Source organism: Streptomyces sp. NPDC002513, from assembly GCF_053595355.1.
In genome coordinates, this window is sequence record NZ_JBSFXK010000024.1 from 42,310 (window position 1) to 58,948 (window position 16,639).

The window sequence follows — 16,639 nt, forward strand, 5'->3', positions numbered from 1 at the left end:
GTCGAAGGGGCGTACGACTGTCGTGAGGGACAGCGGACACCGGCCGTGAGGGCTGCGGCCGTTGCGGCTGCCCCGCGCGGGTGTCCGCGGACGGGTGACCGTCCACAGCGGCACAGGCGCCCCGATGGCGAGCGGGCAATTCAGAGCGGCGGGACGACCGAAAGTGATGCGGGTGGACGCGAAAGACATGGGTGCCGACCTCGAGCAGGTGCTCATCACCAAGGAAGAGATCGACGCGAAGCTGGCCGAGCTGGCCGCGAAGATCGACGCGGAGTACGCGGGCAAGGACCTGCTGATCGTCGGTGTCCTCAAGGGCGCGGTGATGGTCATGGCCGACCTCGCCCGGGCGATGTCCACCCCCCTCACCATGGACTGGATGGCCGTGTCGTCCTACGGTGCGGGCACCCAGTCCTCCGGCGTCGTGCGCATCCTCAAGGACCTCGACACCGACATCAAGGGCAAGCACGTCCTGATCGTCGAGGACATCATCGACTCCGGTCTGACCCTGTCCTGGCTGATCTCCAACCTCGGCTCGCGCGAGCCCGCCTCCCTGAAGGTGTGCACGCTGCTGCGCAAGCCGGAGGCGGCCAAGGTCGCCATCGACGTCGAGTGGGTCGGCTTCGACATCCCGAACGAGTTCGTCGTGGGCTACGGCCTGGACTACGCGGAGAAGTACCGCAACCTCCCGTTCGTGGGTACGCTCGCGCCCCACGTGTACGGCGGCTGAGCCTTCAGGGGTCCGGCCGTCGGCGTCGGCGGCCGGATCCCGAGGCCCGGGCTCTTTTGGGACACTCGGGAACCCCAGCGGGTCTCGCGCCGTTGGAGCATGCGTGGGCGGTATTGCCAGCGGTCTCCGCGCCTGCGGGTGACAATGCTGGGGTACCGTCAGAAGAACTGTCTTTATCAAACTCACTATGGCAGGAGGGACGGGGCGGCACCGCTCCGTATGGATGGACGTGAAGCGATACTTCCGTGGGCCGGTCATGTGGATCGTGCTGGCCGTCCTTGCCGTGGTCGTGTTGATGCAGGTCGTCGGCTCTTCCGGCGGCTACAAGACGGTGGACACCGGCCAGGTCGTCGCGGCGATCAATGAGGACAAGGTCCAGCAGGCCAAGCTGACCACCGGCGACGAGCAGGTCATCCAGGTCTCGCTGAAGAACGGCGAGAAGGTCGAGGGCAGCTCGAAGATTCAGGCGAGCTACATCGGCCGCCAGGGCGAGACCCTGGCCAACACCCTGCAGGACAAGTACCAGACCAAGAAGATCCCGGACGGCTACACGGTCTCGCCGTCCAAGCAGAATCCCTTCCTGGGGATCCTGCTCTCCCTGTTGCCCTTCGTCCTCATCGTGGTCGTCTTCCTGTTCCTGATGAACCAGATGCAGGGCGGCGGCTCCCGGGTCATGAACTTCGGGAAGTCCAAGGCGAAGCTCATCACCAAGGACACCCCGAAGACGACCTTCGCGGACGTCGCGGGCGCGGACGAGGCCGTCGAGGAACTCCACGAGATCAAGGAGTTCCTCCAGGAGCCGGCCAAGTTCCAGGCCGTCGGCGCCAAGATCCCCAAGGGCGTGCTCCTCTACGGTCCTCCCGGTACCGGCAAGACGCTTCTCGCGCGTGCCGTCGCGGGCGAGGCGGGCGTCCCCTTCTACTCGATCTCGGGTTCCGACTTCGTCGAGATGTTCGTCGGTGTCGGTGCCTCCCGAGTCCGTGACCTGTTCGAGCAGGCCAAGGCGAACGCCCCGGCGATCGTCTTCGTCGACGAGATCGACGCGGTCGGCCGTCACCGCGGCGCCGGCCTCGGCGGCGGTCACGACGAGCGCGAGCAGACCCTGAACCAGCTGCTCGTCGAGATGGACGGCTTCGACGTGAAGGGCGGCGTGATCCTCATCGCCGCCACGAACCGCCCCGACATCCTCGACCCGGCCCTCCTGCGCCCGGGCCGCTTCGACCGGCAGATCGCGGTCGACCGCCCGGACATGCAGGGCCGTCTGGAGATCCTCAAGGTTCACCAGAAGGGCAAGCCGGTCGCTCCGGACGTCGACCTGTCGGCCGTCGCCCGCCGCACCCCGGGCTTCACCGGCGCGGACCTGTCGAACGTGCTGAACGAGGCGGCGCTGCTGACGGCCCGCAGCGACCGCAAGCTCATCGACAACCACATGCTGGACGAGGCGATCGACCGTGTGGTCGCGGGCCCGCAGAAGCGGACCCGGATCATGTCGGACAAGGAGAAGAAGATCACCGCGTACCACGAGGGCGGCCACGCCCTGGTCGCGGCGGCCTCGCCGAACTCCGACCCGGTCCACAAGATCACGATCCTGTCCCGCGGCCGGGCGCTCGGCTACACGATGGTGCTCCCGGACGAGGACAAGTACTCGACGACGCGCAACGAGATGCTGGACCAGCTCGCCTACATGCTGGGCGGCCGCGCGGCCGAGGAACTCGTCTTCCACGACCCGACCACGGGTGCCGCGAACGACATCGAGAAGGCCACGGCCACGGCCCGCGCGATGGTCACGCAGTACGGCATGACCGAGCGTCTCGGCGCGATCAAGTTCGGCGGCGACAACACCGAGCCGTTCCTCGGACGTGAGATGGCTCACCAGCGCGACTACTCGGAAGAGGTCGCCGCGCTGGTGGACGAGGAAGTCAAGAAGCTCATCGAGAACGCTCACAACGAGGCCTGGGAGATCCTGGTCGAGAACCGCGACGTCCTGGACAACCTGGTGCTCGCGCTGCTCGAGAAGGAGACCCTGGGCAAGGAGGAGATCGCCGAGATCTTCGCCTCGATCGTCAAGCGCCCGCCGCGGCCCGCCTGGACCGGCTCCTCGCGCCGCACGCCGTCCACCCGCCCGCCGGTGCTCTCCCCGAAGGAGCTGGCACTGACGAACGGGGCGAACGGCGCGGCCCCGGCGCTCGCCAAGGCGACCGATTCCCTCCCCACCGAGAAGGCTCCGGAGGATCACCGGGAGAGCTGATCCACCGCTCTGCCGAAGGGCCCCACGAGGCCCGGAATTTCTGCCGCGTCCCCCAGGGTTTTAGCCTGGGGGACGCGGCATTTCTTCAGGCCGCACATCAGACGCGTAACCCGTGCGCGTCGCAGGCGCAGGAACGAGGCACCACATGACCAACCCGGTGACGCTGGACGGCGAGGGCGCGATCGGCGAGTTCGACGAGAAGCGTGCGGAGGACGCCGTACGGGAGCTGCTCATCGCGGTCGGTGAGGACCCGGACCGGGAGGGCCTGCGGGAGACTCCGGGGAGGGTGGCCCGGGCGTACCGGGAGATATTCGCCGGCCTGTGGCAGAAGCCCGAGGACGTCCTGACGACCACCTTCGACCTGGGCCACGACGAGATGGTGCTGGTGAAGGACATCGAGGTGTTCTCGACCTGTGAGCATCACCTCGTGCCGTTCAGGGGGGTCGCGCACGTCGGCTACATCCCGTCCACCAACGGAAAGATCACGGGCCTGTCGAAGCTGGCCCGGCTCGTGGACGTCTTCGCGCGCCGCCCGCAGGTGCAGGAGCGGCTGACGACGCAGATCGCCGACTCGCTCATGGAGATCCTGGAGCCGCGCGGGGTGATCGTCGTGGTCGAGTGCGAGCACATGTGCATGTCGATGCGCGGCATCCGCAAGCCCGGCGCGAAGACGATCACTTCGGCGGTGCGCGGTCAGCTGCGGGACGCGGCCACGCGCAACGAGGCGATGAGCCTCATCATGGCGCGCTGAGACGCCGCGTAGCGCGGGCGGGGTTCTTCGGGATCCGGGACGCTCAGGACACCGGCGTCGCGTCGCCGTCGTGTTCGTCGTCCTCCGGGAGGCGGCAGACGCGTTCCAGGAAGAAGGCGGCCGCTATGACGGCGATGCCTGCCAGGACCGAGAAGCCGGCGTAGATCGCCTGGTCGCGGACCGTGGGGATGTCCAGGGACGCCAGGAGGAAGACCCCCGCGCCGCCGTACATCCCGGCGACCAGGGCCGCGACCAGGGCGCTCGCCTGGCCGAAGACGACCGCACGGGCCGCCATCAGCGGGTCGACGCCCTTCGCGCCGGGACGGCGCTCCCGCTGGGCCTTGAACCGGCCGCGCAGGGAGAGCGCCGTGGCCAGCAGGACCACGGCGATCAGGGCGAGGACGATGGGCGCGGCCAGGGGGACCCGGGGGAGCGTGCCCACCGCGTTCCACAGCCGGGCGGCTGCCCAGGACAGCACTCCGGCCACCACGAACACCGCTGCCAGCGTCCTGATGCGCAGCTCTTTCACGATGCCCCTTCGTCAGCCCGACGGTCGCCCGTCCGCGGTCGTGGAGCCGGGAGCATCCCGGCCCGGTAGACCTTAACGACTATTCCGGCAGCCGGAGTTCCAGGTCGGGGCGGAGCGTGATGCCTTCGCGGGTGACGGCGGCGAGCAGATCCGCCACCGGGCCGCGGGCGGGGAGCTGGGCCTCAGGGTCCAGGTCGTACCAGGGGGCGAGGACGAAGGCCCGCTCGTGGGCGCGCGGGTGGGGGAGGGTCAGCACCGGGTCGCCGGAGACGACTTCCGCGTACGCGATGATGTCCACGTCCAGGGTGCGCGCGCCCCAGCGCTCGTCCCGCACCCGGTGGAAGGCCTCCTCCACGGCGTGGGCCCGCTCCAGGAGCGACGAGGGGGGCAGTGTGGTCTTCACCACGACCACCGCGTTGAAGTACGCCGGCTGGCTGCCGGGGGCCACGCCCCACGGCTCCGTCTCGTACACCGGGGAGACCGCCTTGACGCGGACGCCCGGGGTGTCCTCCAGGGCGTCGATGGCGCCCTGGAGGTTCTCCAGGCGGTTGCCCAGGTTCGAGCCGAGGGAGATCACGGCGCGCTTCGGGTTCTGCAGGGTCGTGTCGGCGGCGTCCACCTGCTGCACCACGGAGGCGGGCACCGGCTGTACGGTCGGGTCGCTCTGACCCCCGGCGAAGTAGGCGGTCATACTCTGCTCCGGGTGATGGTGACGGTCACATCGTCGAAGGGGACCGCGATCGGCGCGTCCGGTTTGTGCACACAGACCTCGACCTCGCGGACCGGGGCGTGCTTCAGGCAGGAGAGGGCGATGCGCTCGGCGAGCGTCTCGATGAGGTCGACGGGCTCTCCTTCGACCAGGGCCACGACCTCTTCGGCGACGATGCCGTAGTGCACGGTCTTGGACAGGTCGTCGTCGGCCGCGGCCGGCCGGGTGTCCAGGCCCAGGACGAGGTCCACGACGAAGGTCTGCCCCTCCTCGCGCTCCTTGGGGAACACACCGTGGTGCCCGCGGGCCTTCAGGCCGCGCAGCGCGACACGATCCACGCGAATCACTCCTGCAATCGTCGGTAACGACAGGCGCGCACCGAGTGCGGTCGGTGCACCAGCCTCGAACGAATCTACCTGCGGGCACCGACAACGTTCGCGCGCGAAAGCGTGCGCCACTGCCATGGCCGGAGGCTTCATCGGGCGTTTTCCCTGGGGAATACGGTGGCTTGCGGGGCGGCGGCCGACCCCTACCCGGGGGTAGGTGATTCCCGCCACGTCAGGCCGCCTACCCAATCCGGCGGGATCTGCCACCTGCTCACGCGGACGAGTCGTCGTCCTCTTCGTCGGCGGACTCGGTCAGGACGGGGGAGGCGTGGTGGGACCAGAGCTTCCAGCCGTCGGGGGTGCGGCGGAACAGGTTCGTGGCGACGACGAGCTGGCCGACGAGGGGGCCCAGTTCCTCGCCCTGCTCCGGGGCCGGGCCGCCGCTGAGGATGTTCTCGGTGCAGCTCACCAGGGCGGTGTCACCGGTCACCGAGACATGGACGTCCGTGAGGAAGAACTGGATGTAGTCGGTGTTCGCCATGATCAGGGCGTACGACCGCAGGACCTCGCCGCGGCCGGTCAGGACGGGCCAGCCGGGGTGGACGCAGGAGATCACGCCGGCGTCCGCCGGGTCGTGGTACTCCTCGTCGACACCCAGGTCGGCGGGCGTCAGCCAGAGGGAGGACAGCTCCTCGAAGTCACCGCGCTCCATCGCCTCGTAGAAGGCGGTGTTGGCCTGTTCGACCTGTTCGACATCGGTGTGGGCGGTGCTCACCGGGCTCCTTCGGCGGATCCGGTACCCGTGAGTGTGCCGGCGGTGAGGGTGCCCGGCGCGGGGTCGGCGGCGCGCGCCGCCTCGATGGCGCGTGCGACGCGTACCGCGTCCGCCGTCGCGCGCACCTCGTGCACGCGTACCGCCCATGCGCCCGCCTGGGCGGCGAGAGCGGAGACGGCGGCCGTGGCGGCGTCGCGCTCGCGGGCGGGCGGGGGCGCGCTCTCGGGGCCGGCCAGGACACGGCCGAGGAACCGCTTGCGGGAGGCGGCGACCAGCAGCGGACGGCCCAGGGCGTGCAGGCGGTCGAGGTGGGCGAGCAGCGCCAGGTCGTGCTCGGCCTGCTTGGAGAAGCCGAGGCCAGGGTCGACCACGATCCGGTCGGGGGCGACACCGCCCTCCAGTACGGCCTCCACGCGCGCGTGGAGTTCGTCGACGACCTCGGTGACGACGTCCTCGTAGACGCCCTTGATGGCGCCTCCCTCCAGGAAGCCGCGCCAGTGCATCACCACGAAGGGGGCGCCGCAGGCCGCGACGACGGGGATCATCGCGGGGTCCGCGAGACCGCCGCTGACGTCGTTGACGAGGGCGGCGCCGGCGGCGAGGGCCTGTTCGGCGACGGAGGCGCGCATGGTGTCGACGGAGACCGCGACGCCCTCGGAGGCGAGGCCGCGGACGACGGGGACGACACGCCTGAGCTCCTCGGCCTCGTCGACGCGGGTGGCTCCGGGGCGGGTGGACTCGCCGCCGACGTCGACGAGGTCGGCTCCCTGCGCGACCAGGTCGAGGCCGTGCTTGACGGCGGTGGTCGTGTCGAACCAGCGGCCCCCGTCGGAGAAGGAGTCGGGGGTGACGTTGACGACGCCCATGACCGCGCAGCGGTCCCATGTCGGAAGGCCTGCCACGTGGCCCCGCCCGGTCTTGGTGCTCATACGTTCAGCGTAGGCCCCCGTCGGCTCCGCCCTGGGCTCACGGGTCCGGGTCGGGGATCGGATGGGGCCTTGGGCCCGGGGCCCGGGGGCCGGTGTTGCGGGAAGCGGGGAGCCTGGGCGACGGCCCGGTGGGCGGGCGGCCGGGCGAGGGCTTCCGGGCTTGGGCGGGCGAGGGCTTCCGGGCTTGGGCGGGCCGGCGCCCTCCTCGGACCCCCCGTCGGACCCCTCTCGGACCTCCTCGGGCCTGTCGCGCAATGGAGCAGGCCGTTCCGCGGCGCGGCCCCGGACGGTCCGTCAGCCGGCTCGGGTCCCGGAGCGGGCGGCCCGGGACCGGGCGGGTCAGGCCGCCCGGACCCCCTGGTCCGCCTCCATGTGGATGCAGGCGCGCTGAACCGGAGCGGAGCGGCGCAGCAACCGGGGCAGCGCCAGGTTCATGAAACCCTCCGCCTGCATCGCGGCCAGGCCGATGCGCGGCAGGTCGCGGGAGGACGCGTACACCACGAAGCGCGGATCCCAGCGCGGCTGGAACTTCGCGTTGAACTTGTACAGGGACTCGATCTGGAACCAGCGGGAGAGGAAGACCAGCAGTCCCCGCCACGCCCGCAGCACCGGTCCCGCGCCGATCTTCTCGCCGCGCGCGAGGGCCGAGCGGAACATCGCGAAGTTCAGCGAGACGCGTACGATCCCGAGCTTCGGTGCGGCCTGGAGGGCGGCCACGATCAGCAGTTCGTTCATGCCCGGGTCCGCCGAGCGGTCCCGGCGCATCAGATCCAGCGAGACGCCGTCGGTGCCCCACGGGACGAAGTGCAGGATCGCCGTCAGATCGCCGTACGGGCCCTGCGCGGCATCCGGCTTGTGGGCCGTGGCGATCAGGCAGTCGCCGTCGGCGGGATCGCCGATGCGGCCGAGCGCCATGGAGAAGCCGCGCTCGGTGTCCGTGCCGCGCCAGTCCTCGGCCGCGCGCCGTATCCGTTCCAGTTCGCCCTCGCCGAGGTCACGGATGCGCCGTACCCGGGTTTCGTACCCCGCCCGCTCGATGCGCTTCACCATCTGGCGCACGTTGCGCATCGCACGCCCGGCGAGGGAGAAATCCTTGACGTCCACCACCGCCTCGTCGCCCAGTTCGAGAGCGTCCAGGCCGGTCTCGCGGGTCCAGACCTCGCCGCCCGTCTCGGAGCAGCCCATGACCGCGGGGGTCCAGGAGTGGGCCTTGGCCTCGTCCATGAACCGCTCGATGGCGCCGGGCCACGCCTCCACGTCGCCGATCGGGTCCCCGCTGGCCAGCATCACGCCGGAGACGACGCGGTAGGTGACCGCGGCCTTGCCGCTCGGCGAGAAGACGACCGCCTTGTCGCGGCGGAGCGCGAAGTAGCCGAGCGAGTCGCGGGCGCCGTGCTTCTGCAGCAGGGTGCGCAGCCGGGCCTCGTCCTCCTCGGTGAGCCGGGCGGCCGGGTGTTCGGGGCGGAAGGCGAGGTAGATCGTGGTGACCGCGGTCAGCAGGCCGAGCGCGCCGAGCGAGAAGCCCACCGTCCAGGAGGCGTCGCCGGTGTAGTCGACCGGACCCTCGAAGCCCAGCAGGCCGTACAGGACGTGCTCGATGCGGTCGGACACGCTCGGATCGCCGACCAGGCGGTGGGTGTGGACACTGACGATGATCAGACCGAGGCCCAGCGAACCGGCACCCATGAGCACGAAGTTGGCGAGCGCCCGCCAGCGGCTGCGCGGGTCGGGCAGGGCCGCGAACTCGCTCCGGTGGCGCAGCAACGGCAGCAGCAGCAGCGCGGAGAGCAGAACGCCGATGACGGAGTGGCGGTAGACGAACTGCGCCACGGCACCCGCCGGGAGGAGCAGCACGGCCGCGCGCCATGCCCTGCGCTTGCGCCGCCGCAGCCCGTGCGCGAGAAGCAGCAGGAGGACTCCGGCGCTCAGCGCCAGGGCGGCCGCGAACGGGCCGAGCCCGCCGGGCAGGACTTCGACGATGCGGTGCACGCGACTGTGCCGGAAGCGGGGGAAGACGCCTGCGGCGATGTCAAGGACCCCCACGAGCGTGCAGGCCCTGGCGACCAGCGCGGGGACGGACTCCGGGCGCGGGCCGCGCAGTATGCGGCGCATCACAGGGGGTCGCTCCGGAACCTGGCCCGACTTTTCCCCATCTATCCTGACAGACATCGCATCCCGTAGTTCTGCGAGAGACCTTGTGTCCGGTGCCGATCCGGGCATCCGGCGACATTGCGCCCTCTAGGACGGTGTCGCGGGGAGAGAGGTTCACTCCCCAGTTCAAAGCCGGTTCAAAGGCGAAGGAAAGTCAGGGGCAAGCCCACGCGAAAGTGCGGGTGACGCCCCAGGGGTCGGAATACGCAGGCAGGGAAAGAGCCCATGGGTCTCACAAGCAACAAAGTGCTGGTACTGGCGGTCTTGCTCGCCGTGCTGCTGTTCGTCGGCACGGTGTGGCATTGGCCACGGCTGGCGCGGCGCTCCTGGCGGGCCGTCGGCGGACGGGTCGGCCTGCTGTTCGCCACTCAGGTCGCGGTGTTCGCGTCGGTCGGACTCGCCGCCAACCAGGCCTTCGGGTTCTACGCCAGCTGGGCTGACCTGTTCGGCCAGGAGCGCACCCCGGGTGTGGTCGTCAACCATGGTCCGGCCGGTTCGACCGGAGGCCCCCTCCAGGTGATCGGCACCCGCGAGGTGAATGTGCAAGGTGGTGCGCAGCCACAGATCGGCGGCCAGATCCAGCAAGTTGACATCGTCGGGCGCACCACCCGTGTCGCCACGCCCGCGTATGTGTATCTGCCGCCGGAGTACTTCCAGCCGCAGTACCGCTCGCGCACGTTCCCCGCGGCCGTCGTCCTCACCGGATACCCGGGTACGGCCGAGGCGCTCATCAAGGGCCTGCACTACCCGCAGACGGCGCACGACCTGGCCAAGGGCGGCAAGATGCAGCCGATGATCCTGGTGATGCTGCGGCCGACCGTGGCGCCGCCCCGGGACACGGAGTGCGTGGACATCCCGGGCGGCCCGCAGACCGAGTCGTTCTTCGCGAAGGACCTCCCCGACGCGGTCGGGGCGCACTACCGGGTGGGCAGGAAGCCGGGCAGCTGGGGGATCATAGGGGACTCGACGGGCGGCTACTGCGCGCTGAAGCTGGCGATGCACCACCCGGACGCCTATGCCGCCGGGGCGGGCCTGTCGCCGTACTACAAGGCGCCGACCGACCCGACCACGGGCGACCTCTTCCACGGCGACAAAAACCTGCGCAACCGTGCCGACCTGTGGTGGTGCCTCAAGCACCTGCCCGCCCCGGACACCTCACTGCTCGTCACCAGCAGCCGGGTCGGCGAGGGCGACTACCGGTCCACGCTCAAATTCATACAGCAGGTGGAGGCGAGGAGGCCGACCCGGATCTCGTCGGTCATCCTCGACAGCGGCGGTCACAACTTCAACACGTGGCGACGGGAGATCCCGGCGGCGCTGCAGTGGATGAGCGGGCGGCTCAGCGACCGCTGAGGCGACGAATGCGCGGCTGCTCCGCCCGGAATTCCGCGCAATCGGCGGGGGCCGGCCCCCGCCGGTGTTGTCTTCGTACGGGTCCGGAATTCGCCGGGGTATGCCCCCAAGTCGCTTTCGGGCGGGAGCTCCCGCGCCGGGGAGGCGGGGGACCGCGCCCACCAGGAAATGATCTTGCAAAGGGGCCGACGGCTGCCGGAGGCGCCGTGGAGCAGCCCCGAGGGGGCCGGCGGGACGGGCGCCGCCGCCCTCGGCTTCCCGTGCCGCATGCGCGGCGGAAGGTAAAGCAAGGGATTTGGGGGCGGCTCTTCCGTTTCCGGAGTCCCCGGGGCGGTGTGAACACGGAGGAGTGGCCGTGTTTTTACCGGGCGGGGCACCATCATTCCCCTACGCGCGGTAAGTTTCTGGCCATGCCACGTGGACGTCACCGCCATTCTCCGCCCTTGCACAGGCTGCTGCCCTCTTCGGTGATCGCCGGCGTCTCGGTCGTCTGCGCCGTGGGGCCCTGGCTGTTCACGGAGCCACTGGTGCTCCGTGGGCTGGCCGCGGGTGCCGCGGCGACGACGGTGCTGGGCGCCATCGTCATGCGCCGCTGGGATGTGGCCGCGGGCAAACACGTCGCGGACCTCACGCGCGCGCGGGCGAGCGACGAATGGCGTCACGAGGAGCGGGTCGCCGAACTCGAGTCCGACCTGGAGGAGTCGCGCGAGCTGCGTACGAAGCTGGAGCAGAAGCTGCGCGCCAAGCGCACGGAGCTGGCCAAGCTGCGCAACGAGCACGCGGCCCTGCTGCGGCGGTACGCCACGGCGGAGACGGAGCGCGCGACCGCCCTGGAGGGCCGCCGTCTGCTGGCCATAGAGGCGACGGTGCCGGTGGCGCGGGCGCTGCCCGCCGGGGCGACGGCTGCGCCGGACGACTCGACGGCGCGAGGCGACTCGGCGGCGCGCGACGGCCTGAAGACGCCGGACGCCGCCGGGGGCGGGACGCCGGAGGGGACGGACGTACGGGACTCCGAGGGCGCGACCGGCACGGCCGCCACCGGACCGGAGCAGGACGCCACGGCGGAACCGGCGCTGCCCCCGGTGTTCTCCGCGGAGGGATCCGCGCTCTTCCTGCGGGCCGACTCGGCGCTGACGCGACTGGTCAAGGACGACCTCGGCACGGCGGTGGAGGACGCCGGGCCGGAGGACGACGCCACGGAGGCCGCCGCATCGACGCAGAGCAGGGGCAGCGGGGACACGGAGGACGCGGAGCGGGACGGCCTCGCGCCGCAGGCGGTCACGGAGAACGGCGGCGAACCGGCCGTCGGGTCCCTGGAGCCGCCCGCCGCCGAGGCGGAGGGGGTCGCGGACGGGAAGAGCGCCGCGAAGGCGACGGCCGACACCCCGGACTCGATCGACGCCCAGGCTCCGGCCGACACCCCGGCCCCGGTCGACACTCCGGCCCCCGCCGACGCCCCCACGCAGTCCGCGCCTTCGGCGCTCTCCGCGCTCGCCGAGAGAAGGGCGAAGGTCCCCTCCGAACCCGTTCCCCCGAAGGGCGACGGCCCCGGCGACGGCGGCGGCAAGAAGGGCGGGTCCACGGAGGCCGGCACCGGACGGGCACGCTCCGGTGAGAAGGGCGAGGCGGCCAGGAAGCCCGCGGCGGTCGCGGGGCGGGAGCACGCGACCGCTCCGACCGCACAGCAGCTCCAGCCGGCCGTGGCCAAACCGGCCCACGGCACCGGCCACTTCACCGTGCCGACCGCCGTCGCCGTCGTACCGGCGGCCCCGCCGCGGCGCCCGGCCGCGGGGGGCGGTTTCGACTTCTTCGGCACCAAGAGGTCGGGGGAGACCCCGGCATCCGTGCGGAACGAGGACCTCGCGGGGGCCGTCGGCCAGGAGTCCCTCGCGATGCACAAGGGGGACTCCGAATCCGGCTTCAAGCCCGCGGACCCCGAGGCGCGCGCGGTCGGCCAGGTCATCGACCTGACGGCCCACGACGAGACGGAACAGATCGACATCCAGGGGCTGCGCACCGCGGCGTCCTGAGCACGGCCCGGATGAGGCCCGGATGAGTGAGGGGCGGCGGCACACCGAGTGCCGCCGCCCCTCACGTCGTTTCATGCCGTCCGGCCTGCACGGCCGTTCATGTCGCCTACGAGGCCATCCACCGGTCCGGCCGAGCGTCCCGTCGCCCCGTCCGTGACCGGTCCGCCTGCGCGTACAGCAGGGCCGCCGCCTCCTCCGCGTCCCGCAGCCGGGCCCTCACCGTCGTGTTGGCGCCGGTGTCCACCTCCACGTCGGCGACCTTCTTGAACCGCTGCCACGGCCCCTGCGTCAGCCGCACGCTCTGCACCTTCGCATGCGGGACGAGGGACAGGGTCCGGCGCAGCAGGCCGCGCCGCGCGGCGAAGACCGTGCCGGTGACGGCGAGTCCCTGCCCGCGCCACCACAGCGGCAGGCACCAGCGCGCGCGGCGCGGCGGCCGCGCGAGGGCCGCCGGGACCGTCACCCCGGGCAGCACCTGGGCGATCAGCGACTCGGCGAGGGGGCGGGGAGCGACCGGAACGAGCACCGAGTTGGCGGAGCCGCCACGTTCAGTTCCACCCGGACCCAGCCGCGCCGCCGCCACAGCAGCGGCTCCACGATCCGTACGGTCTGCACACGTCCCGGCGGCACCGTCTCGTGCGCCCGGTCGAGCAGCCCGTGGTCGATGCGGAGCCCGTCCGGCGACTTTCCGACCGTCCAGTCGTAGGCGCTGACGAACCGCCCCGCGCTCCGCGTGACCGCCCCGCCCACCAGCGGCAGCCCGGCCGCGAGCACCGACCAGACGCTGTGCGTGCCGAACCACACCAGCGTCGGCACGACGAGGGCACCGAGCAGTGAACCCCAGGTGGCGCCGATGAGCAGCAGGGAGACGGCGAGCATGCCCGGCGGCACGTGCAGCAGCCGCCGCACCGGTGCCTCGCCCACCTCGTGTGCCGTCTCGGGCGCGAAACCGGCCGCGCGCGCCAGGAGTTCGGCGCGCAAGGCGCGGGCCTCGTCCTCGCCCAGATAGGCGAGTTCGTCCTTCTTGTCGGTCCCTATGGCGTCGAGTTTCAGCTTGGCGACACCCGCGATCCGGGCCAGCAGCGGCTGGGTGACGTCGACGGCCTGCAGCCGGTCCAGGCGGATGTGCGCGGTGCGGCGGAACAACAGGCCCGTGCGGATGCGCAGTTCGGTGTCCGTCACCGCGAAGGAGGTGAACCGCCAGCTGAGAAAGCCGTACAGGGAGGCGGCCAGGACGAGGGCCGCGAGTGCGGCGAGGAGTGTGGTCGCGGTCACTCTGGCGAGCTGCTGCTGGACCTGGCCGGGGTCGTGCAGGGACCAGCCGGTGATCACGGTGACCGGCGCCCAGGCGCGTCGCAGCGGTGTGACCGGGTGCAGCCGCCGCTCGGCCGCCGCGCGCCGCTCCGCTATGCCGGGCGGGGCCTCGGGCGCGCTCACAGCCCCGCCGACCGGGCCTCGCCCAGCTCCGTCAGCCGGTCCCGCAGCCGCTCCGCCTCGGCCGGGGCGAGGCCCGGAATGGTGGCGTCCGTCGCCGCGGCCGCGGTGTGCAGCTGGACGCTCGCCAGCCCGAAGCGGCGTGCCACGGGCCCGGAGGTGACCTCGACGAGCTGCATCCGCCCGTACGGCACCACGGTCTGCGCGCGCCACAGCACGCCCCGGCTGATCAGCAGGTCGTCGGCGCGCTCGGCGTACCGCCAGGAGCGCCAGTTGCGGCCGAGCAGCACCCAGCCCCATCCCAGCGCGGCCAGCGGCAGCACGGCGAACAGGGCCCACGCGGGCCCCGCGAGCAGACCGAGGAGCAGCCCCATGACGAGGGCCGACAGCACCAGCCACACCACCAGCAACAACCGGCGCATCCGCAGCAGCCCGGGCGGCAGGCCTCGCCAGACCGGCTCGCCGCCCACCCCCGTCACCTCCGTGATCCCCGTTTCCATGCCGCAAGCGTACGTACGAGAGACTGTGTCCATGACTCCTACGACGGAGACCATGGTCGGGATCGGCGGTGCCGCGGAGAGCACCGACATGGTGCTCAACATCGGTCCGCAGCACCCCTCCACCCACGGTGTGCTGCGGCTCAGGCTCGTGCTGGACGGCGAGCGGATCAGGCACGCGGAGCCGGTCATCGGCTATATGCACCGGGGTGCGGAGAAGCTGTTCGAGGCGCGCGACTACCGCCAGATCATCATGCTCGCCAACCGCCATGACTGGCTCTCCGCCTTCTCGAACGAGCTGGGCGTGGTCCTCGCCGTGGAGCGGATGCTCGGCATGGAGGTCCCCGAGCGCGCGGTGTGGATGCGCACGCTCCTCGCGGAGCTGAACCGGGTCCTCAACCACCTGATGTTCCTCGGCTCCTACCCGCTGGAGCTGGGCGGCATCACGCCGGTGTTCTACGCCTTCCGGGAGCGCGAGGAACTCCAGAACGTCATGGAGGAGATCTCCGGCGGGCGTATGCACTACATGTTCAACCGGGTCGGGGGACTCAAGGAGGACCTCCCGGCCGGCTGGACGGCACGCGCGCGTACCACGGTGCGGGACGTGCGCTCCCGGATGGACCGGTTCGACGACCTGGTGCTCGGCAACGAGATCTTCCGGGGACGCACCCGGGGTGTGGGTGTCCTCGCACCCGGGACGGTGCACGCCTACGGCGTGAGCGGCCCCATCGCGCGCGCCTCCGGCGTGGACTTCGACCTGCGCCGGGACGAGCCGTACCTGGCCTACGGGGAACTCCAGGACACGCTGAAGGTGGTCACCCGGCAGGAGGGCGACTGCCTCGCCCGCTTCGAGTGCCTCCTGGAGCAGACGCACAACGCGCTCGACCTGGCCGACGCCTGCCTGGACCGGCTGGCCGAGCTGCCGCCCGGGCCGGTCAACCAGCGCCTGCCGAAGGTGCTCAAGGCACCCGAGGGCCACACCTACGCCTGGACCGAGAACCCGCTCGGCATCAACGGCTACTACCTGGTCAGCAAGGGCGAGAAGACCCCGTACCGGCTGAAGCTGCGCTCGGCCTCGTACAACAACATCCAGGCGCTGACCGAGCTGCTGCCGGGGACGCTGGTCGCCGACATGGTGGCGATCCTCGGGTCACTGTTCTTCGTGGTCGGGGACATCGACAAGTAGCCCCCCGAGCAAGGCCCCCGCGATCCCCACGGGCTGGAGCAGCCAGCCGAAGTCGCCGAGGCCGCCGGGCGCGCCGAGTTCGGCGGCGGCTCCGGCGTGCGCGAGGGCGCGTACGTAGGCCGCGGGGTCCGTGGACGCGAGCGTCAGCGGGGGGCGTGCGCCGGTGAGCCCGAGCGTGCGCAGGGCGGCGCGCTGGGTCAGCAGGCGCGCTCCGGGCAGGGCGCACGCGTCCAGCGCCACATGCGCGGTGATGTCGCAGGAGCCGTCCGGTACCGGGGCGACCTCCCGGCCCGCGCGGAACCCGGTGAGCGTCCCGAAGGGGGGCCGGGTGGCCGCGTGGTGGGCGTAGTCGACGGCGACGGCGAGTCCGCGGTCGACAGTGGCGACGGCCGCGGCCCAGGCGGTGTCCCTGGGCAGCCCGATCTCGGCGCGGCAGCCCTCGGCCGACAGCGGCCACCAGCGGCGGAGCCACTCCGCCTCCGCGCCGGTGACGGGCTCCCCGAGGCGCTCACCGCCGTCCTCGCGTACGAGGACCAGCCGGGGTACGCCGTCGGGGCCGGCCTCCGCGACCTCGACCGGCACGTTGTCCAGCCACTCGTTGGCGAACAGCACTCCCGTGATGCCCTGCGGGGGCTCGTCGAGCCACTCGACCCGGGGGTCGAGCCCCTCGGGCCGGCCGGCGATCTCCACGGCGTACGCGCGCGTGCGGGCGGCGACGTCCGGGGGCAGCGCGTCCAGGACACCGGCGACCAGCTCGCCCCGGCCGGCCGCCATGTCCACGAACGCCAGCTCGGCGGGGCTGCCCAGGGCCTCGTCGACCGCGCACAGCAGCCGGGCCACGGCGCCCGCGAAGAGCGGGGAGGCGTGCACGGACGTACGGAAGTGTCCCGCGGGTCCCTCGGGCCGCCGGTAGAACCCGTGCGCCCCGTACAGCGCCTCCTCGGCCGCCGCCCGCCAGCCCCGCCACTTGTCGTCCGTCTGCTGTCTCACGGGG

14 protein-coding genes and 1 pseudogene are annotated in these 16,639 nt (G+C 71.8%); 6 read left to right on the forward strand and 9 right to left on the reverse strand.

Annotated elements, in window-relative coordinates; all coding sequences use genetic code 11:
• The first annotated feature begins 166 nt into the window (after positions 1–166).
• The 3 genes from hpt (at position 167) to folE (ending at position 3,726) form a co-directional block, all read left to right on the forward strand.
• Positions 167–727 (forward strand): hypoxanthine phosphoribosyltransferase, encoded by a 561-nt coding sequence (gene hpt / locus ACWD5Q_RS17910; protein ID WP_451427960.1) that lies wholly within the window; start codon positions 167–169, stop codon positions 725–727.
• A 223-nt stretch (positions 728–950) separates the two neighbouring features.
• Entirely contained in the window at positions 951–2,975 is a 2,025-nt protein-coding gene (gene ftsH / locus ACWD5Q_RS17915; RefSeq protein WP_451428010.1) for an ATP-dependent zinc metalloprotease FtsH, read from the forward strand.
• Between the two features lie 145 nt (positions 2,976–3,120).
• The gene (folE, locus tag ACWD5Q_RS17920) at positions 3,121–3,726 is read left to right on the forward strand and encodes a GTP cyclohydrolase I FolE (protein WP_451427961.1); all 606 of its coding nucleotides are present in this window, start codon (positions 3,121–3,123) and stop codon (positions 3,724–3,726) included.
• Between the two features lie 43 nt (positions 3,727–3,769).
• Here folE and ACWD5Q_RS17925 read toward each other — a convergent pair whose 3' ends face one another.
• From ACWD5Q_RS17925 to ACWD5Q_RS17950, 6 genes are all read right to left on the reverse strand, one after another.
• The gene (locus tag ACWD5Q_RS17925; RefSeq protein WP_451427962.1) at positions 3,770–4,255 is read right to left on the reverse strand and encodes a DUF3180 domain-containing protein; all 486 of its coding nucleotides are present in this window, start codon (positions 4,253–4,255) and stop codon (positions 3,770–3,772) included.
• A 79-nt stretch (positions 4,256–4,334) separates the two neighbouring features.
• Positions 4,335–4,946, reverse strand: coding sequence for a 2-amino-4-hydroxy-6-hydroxymethyldihydropteridine diphosphokinase (gene folK, locus ACWD5Q_RS17930; RefSeq protein ID WP_451427963.1), 612 nt, complete (start codon positions 4,944–4,946; stop codon positions 4,335–4,337).
• The gene (gene folB, locus ACWD5Q_RS17935; protein ID WP_451427964.1) at positions 4,943–5,302 is read right to left on the reverse strand and encodes a dihydroneopterin aldolase; all 360 of its coding nucleotides are present in this window, start codon (positions 5,300–5,302) and stop codon (positions 4,943–4,945) included. The genes folK and folB overlap by 4 nt, the downstream gene beginning before the upstream one ends.
• A 259-nt stretch (positions 5,303–5,561) precedes the next feature.
• Complete coding sequence (locus ACWD5Q_RS17940; RefSeq protein ID WP_451427965.1) at positions 5,562–6,065, reverse strand: nuclear transport factor 2 family protein; 504 nt, start codon at positions 6,063–6,065, stop codon at positions 5,562–5,564.
• Positions 6,062–6,994: a dihydropteroate synthase gene (folP, locus tag ACWD5Q_RS17945; RefSeq protein WP_451427966.1), complete on the reverse strand. Its 933-nt coding sequence runs from the start codon at positions 6,992–6,994 to the stop codon at positions 6,062–6,064. Before folP ends, ACWD5Q_RS17940 begins: the two co-directional genes overlap by 4 nt.
• Before the next feature lie 339 nt (positions 6,995–7,333).
• Positions 7,334–9,106, reverse strand: a complete 1,773-nt coding sequence (locus tag ACWD5Q_RS17950) for a phosphatidylglycerol lysyltransferase domain-containing protein (RefSeq protein WP_451427967.1) — start codon at positions 9,104–9,106, stop codon at positions 7,334–7,336.
• Between the two features lie 264 nt (positions 9,107–9,370).
• Between ACWD5Q_RS17950 and ACWD5Q_RS17955 the strand changes: the two genes are divergently transcribed.
• Positions 9,371–10,498, forward strand: coding sequence for an alpha/beta hydrolase (locus ACWD5Q_RS17955; protein ID WP_451427968.1), 1,128 nt, complete (start codon positions 9,371–9,373; stop codon positions 10,496–10,498).
• Positions 10,499–10,908: 410 nt separating this feature from the next.
• Positions 10,909–12,528: a hypothetical protein gene (locus ACWD5Q_RS17960; RefSeq protein WP_451427969.1), complete on the forward strand. Its 1,620-nt coding sequence runs from the start codon at positions 10,909–10,911 to the stop codon at positions 12,526–12,528.
• Between the two features lie 106 nt (positions 12,529–12,634).
• On the opposite strand, the pseudogene ACWD5Q_RS17965 reads toward ACWD5Q_RS17960, so the two are convergent.
• Positions 12,635–13,965: pseudogene (locus tag ACWD5Q_RS17965) on the reverse strand (PH domain-containing protein).
• A complete protein-coding gene (locus ACWD5Q_RS17970) occupies positions 13,962–14,462 on the reverse strand; it encodes a PH domain-containing protein (RefSeq protein ID WP_451427970.1) in 501 nt (166 codons plus the stop codon). Before ACWD5Q_RS17970 ends, ACWD5Q_RS17965 begins: the two are co-directional and overlap by 4 nt.
• Positions 14,463–14,493: 31 nt before the next feature.
• Between ACWD5Q_RS17970 and ACWD5Q_RS17975 the strand changes: the two genes are divergently transcribed.
• On the forward strand, positions 14,494–15,645 hold the full coding sequence (locus tag ACWD5Q_RS17975) for an NADH-quinone oxidoreductase subunit D (protein ID WP_451427971.1): 1,152 nt from the start codon (positions 14,494–14,496) through the stop codon (positions 15,643–15,645).
• Here ACWD5Q_RS17975 and ACWD5Q_RS17980 read toward each other — a convergent pair.
• Positions 15,610–16,635, reverse strand: a complete 1,026-nt coding sequence (locus ACWD5Q_RS17980; RefSeq protein WP_451427972.1) for an SAM-dependent methyltransferase — start codon at positions 16,633–16,635, stop codon at positions 15,610–15,612. The genes ACWD5Q_RS17975 and ACWD5Q_RS17980 overlap by 36 nt on opposite strands.
• Positions 16,636–16,639: the final 4 nt, after the last annotated feature.

Bases quoted from the DNA above. Each gene is read 5' to 3' on its own strand.
- hpt (WP_451427960.1), top strand. From the start codon at position 167: ATGCGGGTGGACGCGAAAGACATGGGTGCCGACCTCGAGCAGGTGCTC.
- ftsH (WP_451428010.1), top strand. From the start codon at position 951: ATGGACGTGAAGCGATACTTCCGTGGGCCGGTCATGTGGATCGTGCTG.
- folE (WP_451427961.1), top strand. From the start codon at position 3,121: ATGACCAACCCGGTGACGCTGGACGGCGAGGGCGCGATCGGCGAGTTC.
- folK (WP_451427963.1), bottom strand. From the start codon at position 4,946: ATGACCGCCTACTTCGCCGGGGGTCAGAGCGACCCGACCGTACAGCCG.
- folP (WP_451427966.1), bottom strand. From the start codon at position 6,994: ATGAGCACCAAGACCGGGCGGGGCCACGTGGCAGGCCTTCCGACATGG.
- ACWD5Q_RS17950 (WP_451427967.1), bottom strand. From the start codon at position 9,106: ATGCGCCGCATACTGCGCGGCCCGCGCCCGGAGTCCGTCCCCGCGCTG.
- ACWD5Q_RS17955 (WP_451427968.1), top strand. From the start codon at position 9,371: ATGGGTCTCACAAGCAACAAAGTGCTGGTACTGGCGGTCTTGCTCGCC.
- ACWD5Q_RS17960 (WP_451427969.1), top strand. From the start codon at position 10,909: ATGCCACGTGGACGTCACCGCCATTCTCCGCCCTTGCACAGGCTGCTG.
- ACWD5Q_RS17970 (WP_451427970.1), bottom strand. From the start codon at position 14,462: ATGGAAACGGGGATCACGGAGGTGACGGGGGTGGGCGGCGAGCCGGTC.
- ACWD5Q_RS17975 (WP_451427971.1), top strand. From the start codon at position 14,494: ATGACTCCTACGACGGAGACCATGGTCGGGATCGGCGGTGCCGCGGAG.